The 20,237-nt window shown below is 71.7% G+C and carries 17 protein-coding genes and 1 riboswitch; of the genes, 15 read left to right on the forward strand and 2 right to left on the reverse strand.

All coding sequences use genetic code 11. The annotated features are described in order from the left end of the window. The first annotated feature begins 146 nt into the window (after positions 1 to 146). The 7 genes from AB0J06_RS13585 to AB0J06_RS13615 all read left to right on the forward strand — a co-directional run bounded on the left by AB0J06_RS13585 (position 147) and on the right by AB0J06_RS13615 (position 8,926). Positions 147 to 1,373 carry a SpoIIE family protein phosphatase gene (locus tag AB0J06_RS13585; protein WP_357428103.1) on the forward strand — a complete coding sequence of 409 codons (1,227 nt, stop codon included), beginning with the start codon at positions 147 to 149 and terminating at the stop codon, positions 1,371 to 1,373. After that, positions 1,370 to 3,010, forward strand: coding sequence for an ATP-binding protein (locus AB0J06_RS13590; RefSeq protein WP_357428105.1), 1,641 nt, complete (start codon positions 1,370 to 1,372; stop codon positions 3,008 to 3,010). The genes AB0J06_RS13585 and AB0J06_RS13590 overlap by 4 nt, the downstream gene beginning before the upstream one ends. A gap of 13 nt (positions 3,011 to 3,023) precedes the next feature. Further along, the gene (locus AB0J06_RS13595; RefSeq protein WP_357428107.1) at positions 3,024 to 3,476 is read left to right on the forward strand and encodes a response regulator; all 453 of its coding nucleotides are present in this window, start codon (positions 3,024 to 3,026) and stop codon (positions 3,474 to 3,476) included. 4 nt (positions 3,477 to 3,480) lie between these two features. Further along, on the forward strand, positions 3,481 to 4,281 hold the full coding sequence (locus AB0J06_RS13600; RefSeq protein WP_357428109.1) for an inositol monophosphatase family protein: 801 nt from the start codon (positions 3,481 to 3,483) through the stop codon (positions 4,279 to 4,281). Between the two features lie 157 nt (positions 4,282 to 4,438). Next, positions 4,439 to 4,570, forward strand: a riboswitch (cyclic di-AMP (ydaO/yuaA leader). 69 nt (positions 4,571 to 4,639) lie between these two features. Beyond that, positions 4,640 to 5,602, forward strand: a complete 963-nt coding sequence (locus AB0J06_RS13605; RefSeq protein ID WP_357428230.1) for a hypothetical protein — start codon at positions 4,640 to 4,642, stop codon at positions 5,600 to 5,602. Positions 5,603 to 5,641: 39 nt separating this feature from the next. Next, on the forward strand, positions 5,642 to 7,168 hold the full coding sequence (locus tag AB0J06_RS13610; RefSeq protein WP_357428111.1) for a fused MFS/spermidine synthase: 1,527 nt from the start codon (positions 5,642 to 5,644) through the stop codon (positions 7,166 to 7,168). An 84-nt stretch (positions 7,169 to 7,252) separates the two neighbouring features. Next, positions 7,253 to 8,926: a serine/threonine-protein kinase gene (locus AB0J06_RS13615; RefSeq protein ID WP_357428232.1), complete on the forward strand. Its 1,674-nt coding sequence runs from the start codon at positions 7,253 to 7,255 to the stop codon at positions 8,924 to 8,926. A 7-nt stretch (positions 8,927 to 8,933) separates the two neighbouring features. Here AB0J06_RS13615 and AB0J06_RS13620 read toward each other — a convergent pair whose 3' ends face one another. Both AB0J06_RS13620 and AB0J06_RS13625 read right to left on the reverse strand, forming a co-directional pair. After that, positions 8,934 to 9,608: a TrkA family potassium uptake protein gene (locus AB0J06_RS13620; RefSeq protein WP_357428113.1), complete on the reverse strand. Its 675-nt coding sequence runs from the start codon at positions 9,606 to 9,608 to the stop codon at positions 8,934 to 8,936. After that, positions 9,601 to 10,935 carry a potassium transporter TrkG gene (locus tag AB0J06_RS13625; RefSeq protein WP_357428115.1) on the reverse strand — a complete coding sequence of 445 codons (1,335 nt, stop codon included), beginning with the start codon at positions 10,933 to 10,935 and terminating at the stop codon, positions 9,601 to 9,603. Before AB0J06_RS13625 ends, AB0J06_RS13620 begins: the two co-directional genes overlap by 8 nt. A 150-nt stretch (positions 10,936 to 11,085) precedes the next feature. On the opposite strand from AB0J06_RS13625, the gene AB0J06_RS13630 reads away from it, so the two are divergent. From AB0J06_RS13630 to AB0J06_RS13665, 8 genes are all read left to right on the forward strand, one after another. Beyond that, positions 11,086 to 12,201 carry a glycerophosphodiester phosphodiesterase gene (locus tag AB0J06_RS13630; RefSeq protein ID WP_357428117.1) on the forward strand — a complete coding sequence of 372 codons (1,116 nt, stop codon included), beginning with the start codon at positions 11,086 to 11,088 and terminating at the stop codon, positions 12,199 to 12,201. 521 nt (positions 12,202 to 12,722) lie between these two features. Next, positions 12,723 to 12,977 (forward strand): hypothetical protein, encoded by a 255-nt coding sequence (locus tag AB0J06_RS13635; protein ID WP_357428119.1) that lies wholly within the window; start codon positions 12,723 to 12,725, stop codon positions 12,975 to 12,977. 123 nt (positions 12,978 to 13,100) lie between these two features. Beyond that, entirely contained in the window at positions 13,101 to 14,303 is a 1,203-nt protein-coding gene (locus AB0J06_RS13640; protein WP_357428121.1) for a substrate-binding domain-containing protein, read from the forward strand. 68 nt (positions 14,304 to 14,371) lie between these two features. After that, positions 14,372 to 15,115 (forward strand): ABC transporter ATP-binding protein, encoded by a 744-nt coding sequence (locus tag AB0J06_RS13645; RefSeq protein WP_357428234.1) that lies wholly within the window; start codon positions 14,372 to 14,374, stop codon positions 15,113 to 15,115. A gap of 53 nt (positions 15,116 to 15,168) precedes the next feature. Beyond that, positions 15,169 to 15,900, forward strand: coding sequence for an ABC transporter ATP-binding protein (locus AB0J06_RS13650; RefSeq protein WP_357428123.1), 732 nt, complete (start codon positions 15,169 to 15,171; stop codon positions 15,898 to 15,900). After that, positions 15,897 to 16,787 (forward strand): branched-chain amino acid ABC transporter permease, encoded by an 891-nt coding sequence (locus AB0J06_RS13655; protein ID WP_357428125.1) that lies wholly within the window; start codon positions 15,897 to 15,899, stop codon positions 16,785 to 16,787. The genes AB0J06_RS13650 and AB0J06_RS13655 overlap by 4 nt, the downstream gene beginning before the upstream one ends. After that, positions 16,784 to 17,902, forward strand: coding sequence for a branched-chain amino acid ABC transporter permease (locus tag AB0J06_RS13660; protein WP_357428127.1), 1,119 nt, complete (start codon positions 16,784 to 16,786; stop codon positions 17,900 to 17,902). Before AB0J06_RS13655 ends, AB0J06_RS13660 begins: the two co-directional genes overlap by 4 nt. Positions 17,903 to 18,021: 119 nt before the next feature. Continuing rightward, positions 18,022 to 20,193 carry a DEAD/DEAH box helicase gene (locus tag AB0J06_RS13665; RefSeq protein ID WP_357428129.1) on the forward strand — a complete coding sequence of 724 codons (2,172 nt, stop codon included), beginning with the start codon at positions 18,022 to 18,024 and terminating at the stop codon, positions 20,191 to 20,193. Positions 20,194 to 20,237: the final 44 nt, after the last annotated feature.

Genomic DNA, 20,237 nt, shown 5'->3' on the forward strand with positions numbered 1-20,237 from the left:
TTGCCGTAGCTCGACCGTTACCACCCGTCGTGTTGTGTGGGAGCGTTGGCTGGTGGACCATCAGCCGGACAACCGACGAAGGAGCCCAGAATAAGAATGCAGCGTCCGCGACGCGCCGCCAGCACGCGGTCGATCGAGGCCCGGGCATGACCGGCTCTTCCGTCGTGCCGCTGCCGGCCCAGCCCCACGGGGGGTTGGGGCGGGGGATCGTGCTGCCGCAGACCGAGCGGCTGCGGGTGTTGCTGGTCGAGGATGACGAGGGGGACGCGTTCCTCGTCGGCGAGCTGCTCGCCGAGGCGGGGGCGGCGGTCGACCTCATCGTGGCGACGAGCCTCACCCAGGCGCGCCAGCGGATCGCCGGCGTCGACTGCGTCCTGCTCGACCTCGGCCTCCCCGACGCGCAGGGGCTCGACGGGCTGCGGCACGTGCTCGGCATGGCCGGTGGAGCCGCGGTGTGCGTGCTCACCGGCCGTCAGGACGAGCACCTGGGCATGGGCGCGGTGGCCGAGGGAGCGCAGGACTACCTCGTCAAGGGCCAGGTCGACGGGGTCCTGCTGAGCCGGTCGCTGCGCTACGCCGTCGAGCGCAAGCGCGCGGACGAGAACGCCCGCCGGCTGCGGGAGGTGGAGCTGCGCCAGGCGGAGTCCGCGCGGCTGGAGCGGGGTCTGCTCCCGCAGCCGCTGATGACCACCGACAAGGTGGCGGTGCACACCTTCTACCGTCCGGGCCGGCATGCGGCGCTGATCGGGGGCGACTTCTTCGACGTGGTGCAGACCGCTCCCGACCGGATCGATCTGATCGTGGGCGACGTCTGCGGGCACGGCGCCGACGAGGCGGCGCTCGGCGTCGAGCTGCGGGTCGCCTGGCGGGCGCTCATCCTCGCGGGCGTGCCGGACGACGAGGTGCTGCCGGCGCTGGAGCAGGTGCTGATGAGCGAGCGGCGGCTGCGGGAAATATTCGCGAGCGTCGCCGCGGTGCAGCTCGACCTCGCGGGCAACCGGGCCACGGTACGGATGGCGGGCCATCCGCCGCCGCTGCTCCTGTCGGGGGGTAAGGTCGCGCCGGTGCCCGCACCGGGCGGCCTGCTGCTCGGTGTGCGGCCGCGCCGCCCCCGCGCCTTCGACCTGGAGTTTGAAAGCGATGACTGGTCCTTGCTGATGTATACCGATGGACTCATCGAGGGTCGGATCGGCGGCGGCAACGAGCGACTCGACGTGCCGGGGCTGCAGACGCTGGTCGCCGACCCGGCGACCCGCGGGGTTCCCCTCGCCGAGTTGCCGGGCTGGCTGGTCGGTCGCGCCGAGGAGATCAACGGTGGGCCGCTCGCCGACGACGTGGCGATGCTGGTGGTCAGCCGGGGCGGTGGCCGGTGATCAAGACAGGAAACCGCACGTTGCGACAGCGGGTGACGGCGCTGTGCGTCGTGGTCGGCACGGTGTTGGCCCTGCTGGCGACCGTCGCCGCCGTGGTCGGCGCGAACAACCGCGCCCACCTCGACAACCTGCTCAACAAGAGTGGTCCGCTGCGCGCCCACGCGGAGTCCCTGATGGCCACGCTCGTCGACCAGGAGACCGGCGTCCGGGGCTACGCGGTCTCCGGCGACCGGGCCGACCTGGTCCCGTACGACGACGGGCTGCGGCGTGAGCGGGAGCTCCTCGCGTCGATGAACGGGCTGCTCGACGATGACCGGGCCATCCGGCAGAAGTTGCGGGTGGTCGAGGAGCAGGCACAGCTGTGGCGGCGGACGGTGGCCGAGCCGGTGATCCGGACGGTGTCGGAGTCAGGGCCGGCCACGGCGCAGGGTCTGCTGACGCCGGCGGCGCGGCAACAGTTCGGCGACGTGCGGGCGGCCGTGGAAGCCCTGCAGTCGGAGATCATGAAGTTGCGTGATCAGGTCGGACGGAACGCGCGGCGGACGAGCAGCATGCTCGTCCTGTTGTTGATCATCGCGGCGGTCGTGGTGGTGCTCGCCGGCGTCGCCCTCCGCCTCGCGCTCAATCGGCTGGTGATCGCGCCGGTGACCCAACTGGCCGCGCAGGTGCGCGACGTCGCGGGCGGCGACTACCAACGGGACATCGGGACGGCCGGTCCGCCGGAGCTGGCGGGGCTGGCCAGCGACGTCGACGGGATGCGCCGCAAGATCGCGGCGGACCTGACCGAGATGCGCGAAGCGCGCGCCCGGATCGAGTGGGTCAACAGCCAGCTGCAGAAGCAGGCGGAGGAGCTGACCCGGTCCAACCGCGACCTGGAGCAGTTCGCCTACGTCGCGTCGCACGACCTGCAGGAGCCGCTGCGCAAGGTGGCGAGCTTCTGCCAGTTGCTGCAGCGCCGCTACGGGGGGCAGATCGACGAGCGCGCCGACCAGTACATCGCGTTCGCGGTCGACGGCGCGCAGCGGATGCAGCGACTGATCAACGACCTTCTCGCGTTCTCCCGCATCGGCCGCCTCACGACCGGCTTCACCGAGGTCGATCTCAACGCAGTGATGCGGGAGATCGAGGGGCAGACCGACGCGGCCCGGCAGTACGCCGACGGCGAGCTGACCTGGTCGGAGCTGCCGGTGGTGCTCGGCGAGGAGCCACTGCTCGCCAACCTGATCGCGAATCTGGTCAGCAACTCGCTGAAGTTCCGTCGCCCCGACGTGCCGCCGCGGGTGCACGTCTCCGCCCGTCGCGTCGGCGACGAGTGGGAGATCACCTGCCGGGACAACGGCATCGGGATCGAGCCCGAGTTCGCCGACAAGATCTTCGTGATTTTCCAGCGGTTGCACGCGAAGGACGCCTACCCCGGCACCGGGATCGGGCTGGCGATCGCCAAGAAGATCGTTGAGTACCACAACGGGCAGATCTGGATTGATCCGGATGCGACGGAGGGGACGGCGATCAGCTTTACCCTCCCGGTGCTGCCCGAGCAGCGAGGGACCGCCGAGGTCCCGGAGCCGCGCAACGAAGAGAACGGCCGGGAGTCGTCCGCCGCCGCGGCCGACCAGGCTGAGGAGACGGTGGCGTGAAGGAGATGCGGGCATGACAGCACCGGTCGACGGGCAGAGTCCGATCGAGGTTCTTCTGGTCGAGGACGACCCCGGCGACGTGCTGATGACGCAGGAGGCGTTCGAGGAGCACAAGGTCCGCAACCGGCTGAGCGTGGTGTCCGACGGCGCGGAGGCGCTGGCCTACCTGCGCCGTGAGGGGAAGTACGCGGACGTGGTCCTGCCGGACCTCATCCTCCTCGACCTCAACCTGCCGCGCCGCGACGGGCGAGAGGTGCTCGCCGAGATAAAGAAGGACGAGAAGCTCGGCAGGATCCCGGTCGTGGTGCTCACCACCTCTCAGGCCGACGAGGACATCCTGCGCAGCTACCAGCTCCATGCCAACGCCTACGTGACCAAGCCGGTCGACTTCGAGCGGTTCATCGCGGTGATCCGTCAGATCGACGAGTTCTTCGTCAGCGTGGTGAAGCTGCCGCCGCGCGGCTGACCGCATGATCGACGAGGTCGCCGCACTGGTCCGGGAAGCCGCCGCCACGGCGGTGCTGCCGATGTACCGCCGGCTGGCCGAGACGGACGTGCGTGAGAAGGCCCCCGGCGACCTGGTCACCGTCGCCGACCGGCGGGCGGAGGAGTTTCTCACCGCCGGGCTGCGACGGCTGCTCCCCGGCTCCGTCGTGGTCGGGGAGGAGGGGGTCGGCGCCGACCCGACCCGACTCGACCTGCTCCGCGGTACGGGCGACGTCTGGGTTGTCGATCCGCTCGACGGCACCGCGAACTTCGCCGCCGGCCACCCCCCGTTCGTGGTGATGGTGGCGCTGCTGCGCGCCGGCGCGCCGGTGGCGAGCTGGATCTACGACCCGATCGCCGAGAGCCTGGCGGTCGCCGAGCGCGGGGCGGGGGCGTACCTCGACGGGCGTCGGATCGTGGCGGCGGCGGAGCAGCCCGCGCGGAGCGTGCTGCGCGGCCCCGCGATGATCCGGTTTCTGCCGACGCGGTTGCGGGCCGGAGCGGAGGCGGGTAGCGCCGAGCTGGGCGAGGTGCTCACGGGTCAGCACTGCGCGGGGCGCGAATACCTCGACATCATCGCCGGTCGCCAGCACTTCGCCCTCTTCTGGCGCACCCTGCCGTGGGACCACGCGCCGGGGGCGCTGCTGGTGCGGGAGGCGGGCGGCGCGGCCCGCCGTTTCGACGGCGGCCCCTACGATCCGGTGGACGATCGGTCCGGGCTGCTGGTGGCGGCGACCGAGGAGATCTGGCAGACGGTCAGCGAGACGTTGCTTCCCGACCGGTGAGGTTCGCCCGGCGTGGTCGGGTCACGGCGTTGTCGGCGGGTCCTGCGGCCGCCGGCCGCGTCATGTGCTATTGCGGGGCCCTGCGGTGACTCGACAGGGCGGGCGGGTCGGGTAAGCTGACCGCCGGTCTTCGCCAGGCGGTGCCCCCAGGCGCCGGTGAGGGCCGCCGCCGAAATCGTCCACGGGCGATCCGGGGAAGCATCTCCGTGGGGTGAATCCGCGCCAGCGGTAGGGAGCGCCACGTCCCGAACCCGTCAGCTGACTCGGTAGGCGGCCGACGGAAGGAACAGCTTTGGTCGGCAAGACGAGCTCTCCCCGGCGCCGGGCCCTGGCACCGATCGCGGCGCTGTTCACCGCCGTGGCGCTCCTCGTCGCGGCGCCCGTCACCGCCGGTGCGGCGCCCAAGCCCGCCCCCAACGAGGGCGGCAGCCAGAGTCTGCGCGCCGCGCTCGAAGCGGCGGCCAAGGGGCACATCGAGGCCAAGGCCAAGCTGGACAACTCCAAGAAGCGTCAGCTCGAGCTCAGGCTGGAGCTGGAGAAGGTGGAGCAGCGTCTGGTGACAGTCACCGCCGAGATGGGTGTGGTGGCCGACAAGTCGTACCGGGTCGGCCGGCTCTCCGCCGTCTCCATGCTGCTCAACAGCGCCTCGCCGGACGCGTTCCTCGAGCGGGCCGCCGGCCTGGACACGATGGCCCAGCGCCAGAACCAGCAGATGCGCCTGCTCACGGAGACGCGCGAGCAGGTCACCCGGGCCAAGGCCGCGATCGACAACGAGGTCAAGGAGCAGCAGAAACAGGTCACGATCATCGCGCGGAAGAAGCAGGACGCGGAGCGGGCACTGGCCGCCGTCGGTGGCGCCGCGGCCGGGGGGTTCGTCAGCGCCAACTCACCGCTCGCCAAGCCGGCGCCGAGAAACCCCGACGGATCGTGGCCGAGCGAGTCCTGCACCATCGACGATCCGACCACCTCCGGTTGCCTCACCCCACGCACCCTGCACGCGTTGCGCCAGGCCCAGGCCGCCGGGTTCGACCACCATGTCTCCTGTTTCCGCTCGGGTGGCGGTGGTGAGCACCCCAAGGGCCGGGCCTGCGACTTCGCGGCGGCAGAGGACGGCTTCGAGGAAGTGGACGCCGCTGGCTCCGACCGCCAGTACGGCAACAACCTCGCCGCCTTCTACATCAAGAACGCCGGCCGGCTCGGGGTGCTCTACGTGATCTGGTACCGCCAGATCTGGATGCCGGGCACGGGATGGCGCTCGTACAGCGGCGGCGGTAGTCCGGCCGGCGACCACACGAACCACGTCCATCTGTCGATGGTGTAAACGCGGATCGCCGGCGTCGGGCTGCGTACCATCGCAGCGATGGAAACTCCACAAGCGGACGTCGTCGATGCCCGGCCGCTCCCCGACGGGCTGGCTGCGGCGCTGGTCTTCCTGGCCAGCGGCGCCGTCCTGGTGCTGGAGGTCGTGGCGCTGCGCCTCGTCGGCCCGTACGTCGGCGTCACGCTGCAGACCAGCAGCGCGGTGATCGGCGTCGCGCTCTCCGCCATCGCCTACGGCGCCTGGTTCGGCGGCTGGCTCGCCGACCGCCGCGATCCGCGGCCCCTGCTCGCCCCGGCGCTCGTGCTCGCCGGCATCGCCACGGCGCTCACCCTGCCGTTGGTCCGGTACGCGGGTGAGGTGCTGCGTGGCGGGGCGGCCGGCGGCATCCTGCTGCTCACCGCGCTCGCCGTCTTCGTGCCGGCCGCGCTGCTCTCCGCGGTCACCCCGCTCGTGGTCAAGCTGCAGCTCGGCGACCTGCGCCGCACCGGTCGGGTGGTCGGGCGGCTGTCGAGCATCGGCACGCTGGGGGCGATCACCGCGACGCTGGGGACGGGCTTCGTTCTCGTGGCGGCGCTGCCGAGCAGCGTGATCATGGTCGGCCTGGCCGTGCTGCTGGGGGTGTCCGGCATCGTGCTCGCCGCGTATCTGCGGCGGCGGGACCGGGGCGACGTGCCGGGTCCGGCGCGGACCCGCGTGGTCGTGGCGGTGCTGGGGCTCGTCGGCGCGAGTCTTTCCGCCGTGGCGCCCACGCCGTGCGACGTCGAGACCGCCTACCACTGCGCGACGGTCGCGGCGGATCCGCAGCGCCCCGGCGGACGGGTGCTGCTGCTCAACTCGGCCCGGCACTCGTACATCGACGTGAACGACCCGACCTATCTGGAGTTCGCCTACACGCAGTGGATCGGCGCGGTCGCCGATGTGATGGCTCCGCCCGGCCGGCGGCTCGACGCGGTGCACCTCGGTGGCGGCGGCTTCACCGTGCCCCGCTACCTGACCGCGACCCGTCCGGGCAGCGTGAACGAGGTCTATGAGATCGACGGTGAGCTGGTCGAGCTGGGCCGCCGTGAGCTGGGCGTACGGGAGGGTCCGACGCTGCGCGCGGTGGTCGGCGACGCCCGGATGCTGGTCGGTGCGCGTCCCGACGCCAGCGCGGATCTCGTGGTGGGGGACGCCTTCGGTCACCTCGTGGTGCCCTGGCACCTCGCCACCCGGGAGATGATCGCGGAGACCCGGCGGATCACCCGTCCGCAGGGCATCTACGTGCAGAATGTGATCGACTATCCGCCGCTGCGGTTCATCCGTGCCGAGCTCGCCACCGTGACGGCGGAGTTCGCACACGTCGCGCTCGTGGCGCCGCCGGCCGCGCTGGCCGGCCGGACCGGCGCGAACTTCCTCATCGTCGCCGGTGAGGCGCCGCTTCCCCTCGGCGCGCTCCGCGCCCGGCTGGCCCGGTTCGACGACCCGGTCTCCGTTCTGTCCGGTGCCGAGCTGGCCGATTTCGTCGGCGCGGCGTCGCCGCTCACCGACGACCACGCGCCGGTCGATCAACTCCTCGCCCGGCCCTAGCGGGCAGCGAGTCCTTCTCCGGCTGCCGCTGACCGATTTCGCCGGGTGAGGTGTAGCTCCGCGAAGATCGGGCATTTGCTCGGCATGGGTGGGGTGGACAAGTACGGCGCTGAGCTGCTCAGCGAGCGGTACCGGCTGGTGGAGCGGCTCGGCATGGGCGGCATGTCGGTCGTCTGGCGTGGCTACGACGAGGTGTTGGGTCGGCAGGTGGCCGTGAAGGTGCTGGCGCCGCAGCTCGCCACCGACCGTGTCTTTCGGCACCGGCTGCGGGTGGAGGCGCAGGCCGCCGCGCGACTCTGCCATCCACACATCACGAACGTGTACGACTACGGCGAGACGGTCGCGAACGGCGCCACCGTGCCGTACGTGGTGATGGAGCTCGTCGACGGCGTGTCGCTGGCGACGCGGCTGGCGCGCGGCGGGGTGCTCCCGTGGCGGGACGCCGTCGCGGCCTGTGCCGAGGTCGCCTCCGCGCTGGCGGCCGCGCACAGCCGGGGAGTGGTGCACCGCGACGTGACCCCGGGAAACGTCATGCTCACCAGCGGCGGCGCGAAGGTTGTCGATTTCGGCATCTCCGCGCTGGTCGGCGAGAGCGACGTGGGCCCGGACGGAAATCTGCTCGGCACGCCCGCCTATCTCGCGCCGGAGCGGCTCAACGGCGGCCAGGTGTCGCCGGCCACCGATGTCTACGCGGTCGGGCTCCTGCTCTACCGCGCGATGACCGGACGGCTGCCGTGGCAGGCGTCCTCCGTCACCCAGATCCTCCGCGCCCACCTGCACGCCGACCCGGCCCCGATGCCGCCGGTCGCAGGGCTCCCCGACGAGGTGGCGGAGCTCTGCCGGCGGTGTCTGGCGAAGAACCCGGCGGACCGTCCGAGCAGCCGGGAGGTCGCCCGGACGCTGGCCATCGCCGCCGGGACCGCTGTCCCCCTGCCGGACATGGCGGTGCCCGCGCCGGGGAGTCCGGCCGTCGAGCCGGGGCTGTCGGCGGTCGGCACGACGATCCTGCCCTGGTCGGCCGCGACCGGCGCGTTGCCGCTCTCCCTGCGGCGGCGTCGGCGCCACTCGTGGCGCCCCACCTGGGTACGGCGGCGCGTGCAGGCGGTCAGCGTCGGCGTCGGACTGATACTGGTCACCGGGGTGCTCTGGACGGGCGCCAGCCGCAACGCGGCGACGGCCGACGCCGAGCGGGTGGCCGCGCCGGCGACCGGCATGATGGCCGCCGTGCAGCCGTCGGTCCCGTGCCGGGTCCGGTACGCGTTGAACAAGGACTCGGGCAGCGGCTTCGAGGCCGCCGTGACGGTGACGAACAGTGGGCAGTCACCGATGACCGATTGGGAACTCGGCTTCGCCTTCCCCGCCGATCAGACGGTTACCGGAGGTGATTCGGTGCGCTGGGAACAGCGCGACGCTCAGGTGAGGCTCCGCCCGGCGGGTGGTGGGCCGCTCGCGCCCGGCGCGTCGGCGACGCTCGGGTTCGCCGGCGCCTACCGGGGGAGCAATCCGCTTCCGCTGGAGTTCGATCTGGACGGAAAGGTGTGCGCCGTCGAGGTTTCCGGGGTGGCGGGATCCGTCCCGTCGAGCGGGGGCGTCGCTGCGGGCGGCCAGACCGCGACCAACCCGGCGGCGAAGCCGGCAACCAACCCGGCCGTGAACACCGCCGGAAACCCCGGGTCGGGCAACTCGGCGAAGAAGTCCCCCAAGAAGGGGAAGCAGAAGAACGACGGTGGGGACCGGCGCGGCCGCGACGACGACTGACGAAAAGTCAGGTGGCCGCCGCGAAGCGCTGAACCTGCTCGGTGGTGCCGGCCACGATCAGCACGCCGTCGGCCGGCACGACGGTCTCCGGGCGGGCGTACGTGAAGTCCTCGCCGGGCCGCTTCACGCCGACCACGGTGACCCCGTACCTGGCCCGGAGTGCCGCGTCGGACAGGGACCGGCCGACGGTGTCACGCGGGGCGCGGGTCTTCGCGATGGCGAAGTCGTCGTCGAACTCGATGAAGTCGAGCATCCGGCTGGTGATGAGGTGGGCCACCCGGTCGCCCATCGCCGCCTCCGGATAGATCACGTGGTCGGCGCCGACCCTGGCGAGGATCTTCCCGTGCTTGACGGAGATGGCCTTGGCCCAGATCTCCGTGACGCCGATCTCGGCGAGCGTGAGCACGGTCATCACACTGGCCTCGATATCCGTGCCGATCCCGACGACCGCGCGGGAGAACTCCTGCACCCCGAGTTGGCACAGCGCCTCGCTGTCGGTGGAGTCGGCCTGCGCGACGTGTGTCAGCCGGTCCGCCCAGGCCTGCACGATCTTCGCGTTCTCGTCGATGCCGAGCACCTCGTGTCCGAGTCGGACCAGCGAGTCGGCGACCTGACTGCCGAACCTGCCCAGCCCGATCACGACCACGTTGTCGTCGCTGGGACCTCTGCCGTTGTCAGCCAACGATGGGCCGCCCTTCCGCATATCGGTACCGCCGGTGTCGGGTGTTCAGGGCGAGCGCCGCCCCGATCGCGATGGTGCCGACCCGGCCCATGAACATCAGGACTACGAGGAGAAGCTGAGCGGCGGGCGGCAGCGACGGGGTGAGACCCATGCTCAGCCCGACCGTCGCGAACGCGGAGGTCACTTCGAAGAGCGCCCGCTCGAACGAGACACCGTCGGTCAACGCGATCAACCCCAGCGTCCCGCCGGCGACCAGCGCGATGCCGAGCAGCGCGACGGTCATCGCCTGCCGCTGCGTTGATTCGTCGATGCGACGCTTTCCGATGACCACGTCGGGTTCGCCCCGGATCTCCGCCCAGATGACGTACGCCAGCAGGAAGAAGGTCGTCACCTTGATGCCGCCGGCCGTGCCGCCGCTGCCACCACCGATGAACATCAGGCCGGTGGTGACCGCCGCCGTCTCGGCGTTCATCGCGGCGTAGTCGACGCTGTTGAAGCCGCCCGAGCGCGGCATGGCGCCTTGCGTGATCGCGGCCAGCACCTTCGTGGAGACGCCCAGCGGGCCGAACGTACGCGGGTTGCTCCACTCGAACGCGAGCATGACGAGAACACCCACGACGAGCAGGACGCCGGATCCCCAGACCGTGAGCCGGGTGTGGGTCGACCACCGGCGCGGCTGCCGGAGTTCGCGGGCGAGTTCGAAAAGAACGGGGAATCCGAGCCCGCCGGCGACGACGCCGATGACCAGGGGGAGGCAGATCCATCCGTCGTCGACGAACCGGATGAGGCTGTCGCTGTAGAGGGCGAACCCGGCGTTGTTGAACGCCTGCACCGCGTGGAAGAACCCTTCCCACACGGCCCGCCCCAGCGGGTAGTCGTAGTGGGCCCGCAACCGCGTGGCCAGCACCGCCGTGATGAGTGCCTCGAACAGGAGCATGGTCACGGCGATCCGGGTCAGGATCCGCCGTACGTCGCCGAACTGCAGACTGCTCTGCTCGGCCTGTGCCACGAGCCGGCTGCGCAGCCCGAGCCGCTGCGTCACCAACAGGCCGAGCAGCGTGGCCATTGCCATGATCCCGAAACCGCCGATCTGGGTCAGCAGCGTGATCAGGACATGCCCGAACGTGGACCAGTACGTCGGGGTGTCGACCACGTTCAGCCCGGTGACGCAGACGGCGGAGGTGGCGGTGAAGAGCGCGGTGATGAACGGCGCGTGGCCGGGCTCGGCCCGGGCCACGGGCAGCATCATCAGCAGGGTGCTGATCGCGACCGCGCAGAGAAACGCCAACGGCACGATCCGCGCGGGGTGTTGCAGCATGCGGCGCATCAGGGACTGTCCTATCACGCGCGACCGCCACCTGACGCTCTCGGGTGTTCGCCGCGCGGACAGTTGCCGACCCACTGCGCGTTGACGGGGGCGTCTTGACTTCGCAGCGGCGGGAGCCTGACGGTGGGTTCCCCGGCGTGAGGAGATGCCATGTTGCGACGTACCCTTCCCGCTCTCGGTGTAGCCGGCGCGTTCCTGGCGGCCGCCGTCGCGGTCCCGTCGGCCCCGGCCGTCGCCCGCCGCGACGCCGACGGTTTCCGCCCCGCGGCGACGCCGATCGTCATCGCCCATCGCGGCGCGAGCGGCTACCGGCCCGAGCACACGCTGGAGTCCTACCGCCTGGCGATCCGGATGGGGGCCGACTACATCGAGCCGGATCTGGTCTCGACGAAGGACGGCGCGCTGGTCGCGCGGCACGAGAACGAGATCTCGGGTACGACCGACGTGTCGACCCGCCCGGAGTTCACCGCCCGCAGGGCCATGAAGATCATCGACGGGGTGGCGGTCACCGGCTGGTTCACCGAGGACTTCACGCTCGCTGAGCTCAGGACGTTGCGGGCCAAGGAGCGGCTGCCGCTGGTACGTCCGACCAACGCCGCGTTCGACGGCCGGTTCGAGGTGCCGACGCTGCAGGAGGTGATCGACCTCGCGAGGAGCGAGAGCCGCCAGCGGGGGCGCACGATCGGGATCTACCCGGAGACCAAGCACCCGAGCTACTTCCGGTCGATCGGGCTGCCGCTGGAGGAGCCGCTGGTACGGGCGCTCAAGCGCAACGGCTGGACCGGCCGCAAGGACCCGGTGATCATCCAGTCCTTCGAGACCGCCAACCTCCGCAAGCTCGACACGATGCTCGACGTGAAGCTGATCCAGCTTCTCGATGCGTCAGGCCGCCCCGCCGACTTCGCGGCCTCGGGTGATCCCCGCACCTACGCCGACCTGGTGCGGCCGGCCGGGCTGCGGTGGATCAAGGGGTACGCCGACGGGATCGGCGCGCACAAGAACCTGATCGTGCCGCGGGACGCGACCGGCAAGCTGCTCGCGCCGACCGCCGTCATCCGCGATGCGCACCGGATCGGGCTCTTCGTGCACGCCTGGACGTTCCGCGCGGAGAACCAGTTCCTTCCGGTCGACTTCCGCCTCGGTGCCGACCCCAACGCCCGCGGCGACATCACCGCCGAGTACGAAAGGTTCCTGGGTCTCGGCCTCGACGGCGTCTTCAGCGACCACCCCGACACTGCGGTAGCCGCCCGCGCCGGCCGAGCCTGACCACCCACCCACCCACCCACCCGCCCCGCCCGCCCCACCGCACCCCGCCCGCGGACGTCCCCGAGGTGGCCTACGCGGTGGCGGCGCAGCTCCGGCACGAGTTCCGGATCGAGTGGACGCCGCCAACACCGGAGAACGCAGCGGGTGACCGCGAAGACCGCGCAACTTCCGGGATTTAGTGGCTACCGCCAGCCGGGAGGTCACTGTTTCCCGGAAGTAGCGCGATCTACCGGTCAGAAGACCCTGGCGGCGCGGATGCTGGTGATCACGAACGATTGGTGGGGTCATGGCCCCACCGATCCTTCGCGATCACGCGATTGGCGCGACCTTCAGTTCCTTCTCGGGAACGGCGGCTGTGCTGTGGACATAGAGGTGTCGGGCAGGTTTTCCTCGTCCGGCTCCGGGTGGTTCGGCAAACCTTCGCGAGGCGGACCAGCAGTGGCTCCGTGCTCGTACTCGCCGATGAAGGCTGCGGTCGCACTGCGCGACTGGCAGTCGCGGTTTTCGCCGGAGGTGCGGATGTGACCCGGCAGCGTTACGTGGTCCACCTGCCGGTCTGCGCCGCCAGCCTGGACAGCGCCACCCTGCTCGCCCGCAACCTGGCCCGGTCGTTGACCTTCCTGCCCGCGGTGGACGCCGCCGAGATCACCGTCTCCGAAGAGGACCACCAGGGCGTACGGCATCGGGTTTTCTGCGATCGGTTGCTCGACGGGCGCCGTAGGTGTGCGCTGCGCACCGACCATCCGGGTGAGCGTGTGCCGGAATCGGCGCGGTGAGCTGTCCCGGGCGGCCACCTGATCCGGGGTACTTATGGCGTGATCCCACATAGCCCGTGGGTCGCGTCACTCCTAGCGTGAGCCGACAACGAGTTCCCTCCGAGTTGCTCCAGTGGAGTCGCAATGACGGTTAGGACGACGCGGCGGGTGTTCGCCACCGCCGCCACGATGATGGCCGCGGCACTTGCCGTGGCGGCGTGTGGCAGCCCGCAGGAGAGCGCCGCCGGCGGCGGCAGCGACGCCCCGGTCAAGGTGGGGCTGGTCTACTCCCAGTCCGGGCCGCTCGCCACCTACGGCAAGCAGTACATCGAGGGCTTCAAGGCCGGCCTCTCCCACGCCACCAAGGGCACCAACAAGATCGGCAACCGTACGGTCGAGGTGACCGAGGTCGACGACGCCGGGGACCCGGCGAAGGCGGTCTCCGCTGCGAAGGACCTGATCGGCAAGGGCTACAAGATCCTGGCCGGGTCTACCGCCTCGGGCGTGGCCCTGCAGGTGGCCCCGATCGCCGCGCAGAACAAGGTGCTCTTCGTCTCCGGTCCGGCCGCGACGGACGGCGTGACCGGCGTCAACAAGTACACGTTCCGCTCCGGGCGGCAGTCCTACCAGGACGTGCTGACCGCCAAGTCGTTCATCGGCGACGCGACCGGCAAGAAGGTCGTGGTCTTCGCGCAGGACAGCGCGTTCGGCAAGAGCAACGAGGCCGCCGTCAAGGCGGTCATCGGCGGCGCGGGCGCCACGGTGACGAGCGTCCTCGCACCGGCCAGCGCGACGGACTTCACCCCGTTCGCCAGCCAGCTCTCGGCGGCCAAGCCCGACCTGCTCTTCGTGGCGTGGGCCGGCACCACCGCTCCGGCGATGTGGCAGACGCTGGACCAGCAGGGCGTGCTCGCCAAGACCACCGTGGTGACCGGCCTGGACATCCGGGCCTCCTGGCCGACGTTCGGCGCGGCCGGCACGAAGATCTCGTTCCTGTCGCACTTCTTCGACGGCGCCGCCGACAACGAGGCCGCCAAGGCGGCGAAGGCAGCGGTCCCCGGTGGCGTGCTCGACCTTTTCCACCCCGATGGTTTCCACGCCGCGCAGATGATCGTGCGGGCGGCGCAGGAGGGCGGCGACGACGTCGACAAGATGGTGAAGGTCCTGGAGGGCTGGAGCTTCGACGGGGTCAAGGGCAAGCTGACCGTGCGCGCCGACGACCACGCCCTGCTGCAGCCGATGTTCCAGGCCAAGCTCACGGGCAGCGGCGAGCAGCTCAAGGCTGAGCTGCAGAAGACCCTCCCGGCCGGGGAGAGCGCTCCTGCGGCCGTACCGATGAAGGGCTGATCGTGACGGAGCGCTCCGGGCCGGTGGCGGCACCTGCCGCCGCCGGCCCCGGCACCCCCACCGCGGCGGTGCTCACCACCCGCGGGTTGAGTTGGCGGATCGGTGAGGTCGCGATCGTCGACGGCGTCGAGTTCGACCTCGCGCCGGGAGAGTTCCTCGGCGTGATCGGCCCCAACGGCGCGGGGAAGACGTCGCTGTTCAACCTGATCACCGGCCTGCGCCGTCCCACCGCCGGGCAGGTGCTGCTGCACGGGCAGGACATCACCGCCCTGCCGCCGCACCGCCGCGCCCGCCAGGGGCTCGGCCGTACCTTCCAGTCCTCCTCGGTCTTCGGCTCGCTGAGCGTGCGGGAGAACGTGCGCCTCGCCGTACAGGCGCACCGGGGTGGCTCGATGAGGCTGTGGCGACGCGCGGCGGCCGACCGCGACGTGGTGGCCGCCGCCGACGCGGCGCTCGACCGGGTCGGGCTGGCCCACCGCGCCGAGGCGCTGGCCGGCACGCTCGCCCACGGCGAGAAACGCAAGCTGGAGATCGCGCTGCTGCTCGCCGGCGAGCCCACGGTGATGCTGCTCGACGAGCCGATGGCCGGGGTGAGCGCCGAGGACGTGCCCGAGCTGGTCACCGTGATCCGGTCGTTGACCGGCGACACCGGACGCTCGGTGCTGATGGTGGAGCACCACATGGACGTGATCCTGGAGCTGGCCGACCGGATCGCGGTGATGCACCACGGCGCGCTGCTGGCCTGCGACACCCCCGACACGGTGATGGCGAACCCCACCGTGCAGGAGGCATACCTGGGGGAGGAGCTGTGAGCGCGAGGAGTGAGCGCAGCGAGCCCCGCAGTCGCGGAACGAATGGCGGAGCTGTGGCCCCGGTCCTGACCGTGACGGACCTGTCGGTCCGCATCGCCGGCCTGCACATCCTGCAGGGTGTCTCCTTCGAGGTGGCACCGACCGGCGTCACCGTGCTGCTCGGCCGCAACGGCGTCGGCAAGACCACCACGCTGCGCGCCATCCTCGGCCTCACCCCGCGCGGCGGCGAGGTGCGCGGCGCGGTGCGGATGGGGGAGCAGAGCCTGACCGAACGCCCCACGCACCGGCTGGTCCGCGACGGCCTCGGCTACGTGCCCGAGGACCGCTGCGTCTTCGCCGGCCTCACGGTCGCCGAAAACCTGCGGCTCGCCGAGCGCCGGGGGATCAAACCGGCGTACGACCGGGTGTACGAACTCTTTCCCGAGCTGCTCCGGCGCGGCCGGCAGCGGGCCGGCTCGCTCTCCGGCGGCCAGCAGCAGATGCTCGCCATCGGGCGGGTGCTGCTCTGCGACAACAAGCTGCTCCTCATCGACGAGCCGACCAAGGGGCTCGCTCCGAAGGTGGTCACCGAGGTCGCCGAGGTGCTCGAACGGGTCGCGGTGACCGTGCCGGTGCTGCTCGTCGAGCAGAACCTGGCCGTCGTACGACGACTCGCCACCGATGCCGTGGTGCTCGCCGCCGGCCAGGTCGCCTGGCACGGGGACGCCCAGCAACTGCTCCGCGAGCCCGAGCTGACCCGGTCGCTGCTCGGTGTCGGCTCGCACGCCCGGGAGGTGTCCGCGTGAGCGCCGTCGTCCTGCTGACCCTGACCGGGTTGGGGCTCGCCGCCCTCTACTTCCTGGTCGCCTCCGGGCTCTCGCTCGTCTTCGGCCTCGCCGACGTGCTCAACTTCGCCCACGGGCTCTTCCTCTCCGTCGGCGCGTACGGCACCTGGTGGGCCGCGCAGCACCTGCCCGGCGCCGGGGCCGACGGGTTCGGCTTCGTGCTCGCGGTCGCCTTCGGCGTGGTCGCCGGCGCCGTCGTCGCGGCCCTGGTCGAGCTGGTCATGATCCGGCCGCTCTACTCGCGCACCATCGAGCAGGTGCTGGTCACCGTCGGGCTCTCGCTGGCGGGGGTCGCTCTGCTCCAGGCGACCTGGGGCGCCGACCCGCGCACCTTCCCCCGTCCGGCCTGGACCCAGCAGGTCACCGAGGTGCTCGGCGCGAAGGTGCCCAACTCGGGTCTGCTGCTGATCGTGGCGGCGGCCGCCGTACTCGGGTTGATCCTGATCTTCCTGCGTTACACCCGCTACGGCCTGGTGATCCGGGCCGGGGTGGAGAACCGCGAGATGGTCACCGCGCTCGGCATCGACGTCCGGAAGGCGTTCACGCTGGTCTTCGCGATCGGTGGGGCGGCCGCGGCGCTCGCGGGTGCGCTCGGCGGGGTCTACTTCGGCTCGGTCTCGCCCGGCCAGGGCGGCTCGTTGCTGATCTTCGCGTTCATCGTCGTGGTGATCGGCGGGATGGGTTCGGTCGTCGGCTCCGCCTACGCGGCGGTCGCGGTCGGCCTGCTACAGCAGTTCGTCAACTACTACGGCACCTCGGGCGCCGGGGACATCTGCGTGGTCGCGCTCCTCGCGATCGTGCTGCTGCTCCGCCCGCAGGGGATCGCCGGAAAGGCGGCTACGGCATGACGGATCTGCGGACCCCCGCCGTCGAGGCGCCCGTCGCGGCGCCCTCGGATCCGCCCCGCCGCGGTTGGTGGTCGGTGGTGCGGCCCTGGACGCCGTTGCTCGCACTGTTGGTCGCCGCCGGGCTGCCGTACTCGACGCTCTACCTGCCGGGCGTCTTCGACGACGCGCTGAACAAGCCCGGCACGCTGCAACTGCTCGCCCTCTGCCTGGTGTTCGGCGGTCTGGCCGCCGGCTACGACCTGCTCTTCGGGCGCACCGGGATGCTGTCGTTCGGGCACGCGCTCTACTTCGCGGCCGGGGTCTACGGCACCGACATCCTGGTGACCAAGGTGGGGCTGCCGCTCTGGCAGGCCGCGTTGCTGGCACTTGTCGGCGGCGCCATCCTCGCCGCGCTGATCGGTGCGGTGGCGCTGCGTACGGCCGGTATCGCCTTCGCCATGGTCACGCTCGCCTTCGCCCAGGTCGGGGCGATCCTGGTGGCCCGCGACTTCGGCGGGCTGACGGGCGGCGAGGAAGGGCTGCCGCTCGACGTCTCCGGGCTGCCCGCGCTGTTCGTCGGCGTGACGAACACGGTCAATCTCTACTGGCTGGCCCTGGCCTACCTGGTCCTGGTCGTCTTCGTGGTGCACCGGGTGTCCGCCTCGCCGACCGGGCGGGTCCTCGCCGGGGTGCGGGACGACGAGCGGCGCATCGGGGTGCTCGGGCTCGACCCGTACCGGTTCAAGCTGGTCGCCTTCACCCTTTCCGGGGCGCTCGCGGCCGGCGGGGGAGTGATCTACTGCCTGCTCGTCGGCGGTGCCTCGCCGCACATCACCTCGTCGGAGCTCACCCTGTCGCTGCTGGTCATGGTGGTGCTGGGCGGTCCGGCGACCCGGTGGGGGCCGGTGATCGGCGGGATCCTCTACATGTATCTCGACCACCGGCTGACCGCGTTCGGCTCCTCGTCGACCGTCGAGGGGCTGCCCAGCGTGCTGAGCGGGCCGCTTTCGCAGCCGCTCTTCGTGCTCGGGACGGTCTTCATCCTGGCGGTCTACTTCTTCCCCGGCGGCCTGGCCGGCCTCGCCGACCGGCTGGGCCCGCTCCGCCGCCTGACCGGACTCCGCCCCGGCCGGTGATCCTTCGCACGTTGATCAAGGGATGGGTGGCAGCGGAAGACGCCCCTGACTGCTGCCGATCCCTTGATCAGCGGGGCGAGGTGCGGGGCGAGGTCGGGAAGCGCTGGTAGAAATGCCGGGTGAGCGGCGATGGCGTGGACCGGGTAGGGGTGCGGGAGCGGGCCGAGGCGGTGCTGCGGCGGTTGGCCGGCGAGCACGCCCGGCTGCGTGAGGACCAGTGGCGGGCGATCGAGGCACTGGTCGTCGACGGGCGCCGGGTGCTCTGCGTGCAGCGCACCGGCTGGGGCAAGTCGGCGGTCTACTTCGTGGCCACCGCGCTGCTCCGCCAAGGCGACCGGGACGACGCCGGCAGCGGCGCGGGTCCGACGGTCATCGTGTCGCCGCTGCTCGCGCTGATGCGTAACCAGGTCGAGGCGGCCGCGCGCGCCGGCATCCGGGCCCGCACGATCAACTCCGCCAACCTTGACGAGTGGGACCAGATCACCACGGAGATCCACGCCGGCGAGGTGGACGTGCTGCTCATCAGCCCGGAACGCCTCAACAACCCCGACTTCCGCGACACCGTGCTGCCCAAGCTCGCGGCCACCACCGGCCTGCTCGTCGTGGACGAGGCGCACTGCGTCTCCGACTGGGGGCACGACTTCCGCCCGGACTACCGGCGACTGCGTACGTTTCTGACCAACCTGCCCGCCGGCACCCCTGTGCTGGCCACCACCGCGACCGCGAACGAGCGGGTGACCACGGATGTGGCGGAGCAGCTCAGCGGGGGCGAACAAGCCGACACGCTCGTGCTGCGTGGGCAACTCGAGCGCGAATCGCTGCGGCTCGCCGTACTCGATCTGCCGAGCCCGGCCCACCGGCTGGCGTGGCTCGCCGACCACCTCGACCGGCTCCCCGGCTCGGGGATCGTCTACACGCTCACCGTGGCGGCGGCGACCGAGACGGCCGATTTCCTCCGTTCGCGCGGCTACGCGGTCGCCTCGTACACGGGTCAGGCCGACGACGCCGACCGGCGCGGCGCCGAACAGGACCTGCTCGACAACAAGATCAAGGCGTTGATCGCGACGTCGGCGCTCGGCATGGGCTTCGACAAGCCGGACCTCGGCTTCGTCGTGCACCTGGGCGCGCCGCCCTCGCCGATCGCCTACTACCAGCAGGTCGGCCGCGCCGGGCGCGGCGTGGAGCACGCCGAGGTGCTGCTCCTGCCGGGCGCCGAGGACCAGGCGATCTGGCGCTACTTCGCCTCGCTCGCGTTCCCGCCGGAGGAGCAGGTCCGCTCGGTGCTCGCCGCGCTGGAGCAGGCCGGTCGCCCGCTCTCGACGCAGGCCCTGGAACCCATCGTCGACCTGCGCCGCGCCCGCCTCGAACTGATGCTCAAGGTCCTCGACGTCGACGGGGCGGTGAAGCGGGTGCGCGGCGGCTGGGTCGCCACCGGGGAGCCGTGGGTCTACGACGTCGCGCGGCTGCGCCGGGTCGCCGAGGCGCGCAGCGCCGAGCAGCAGGCGATGCGAGAGTACGCGGGCGAGATCGGCTGCCGGATGGAGTACCTCCGCCGCTGCCTCGACGATCCGGGCGCCACCCCGTGCGGCCGCTGCGACCGCTGCGCCGGCCCGCAGTTCGACACCGACGTCTCGGCTCCCGGGCTCGCCGCCGCGCAGGCGTTCCTCGGCCGCCCCGGCGTCGAGATCGCGCCGAAGAAGCTCTGGCCGACGGGGCTGGAGGCGGTCGGCGTACCGCTGCGCGGCAAGATCGGGCCGGCCGAGCAGGCGTCGTCGGGGCGCGCGGTGGGGCGGCTCTCCGACCTCGGCTGGGGCGGACGGCTGCGCGGTCTGGTCAGTCCGGACTCTCCCGACGGGCCGCTCCCGGACGATCTGGCGGCCGCCGTGGTCGAGGTGCTCAAGGCGTGGGCGCACGGCGACGATCCCTGGCCGGCCCGGCCCGTCGGCGTGGTCGCGGTCGGGTCGCGCACCCGGCCGCTCCTGGTGGCGAGCCTGGCGGAGCGGATCGCCGCGGTCGGCCGCCTGCCGCTGCTGGGCGCGGTCGGGGCGACCGGCGTCGCGCCGCCGGCCGGTGGCGGCGCGCGCGGCAACAGTGCCCAGCGGGTACGCGCGCTGCACGGCGCCTTCGCCCTGCCCGGTGAGCTTGCGGCGAGCCTCTCGGGCCTGGCGGGTCCGGTGCTGCTCGTCGACGATCTCGTCGACTCCGGCTGGACGATGGCGATGGTGGCGCGGGAGCTGCGTCAGGCCGGCGCCCCCGCGGTGCTACCGCTCGCGCTCGCCGTCGCCGGCTGACCGCGACCGCCGGGATCGCGGGGGTCGCGGTGCGGCGCGTCGAT

It is taken from the genome of Micromonospora sp. NPDC049679, from assembly GCF_040659735.1.
Classification (GTDB): Bacteria; Actinomycetota; Actinomycetes; order Mycobacteriales; family Micromonosporaceae; genus Micromonospora_I.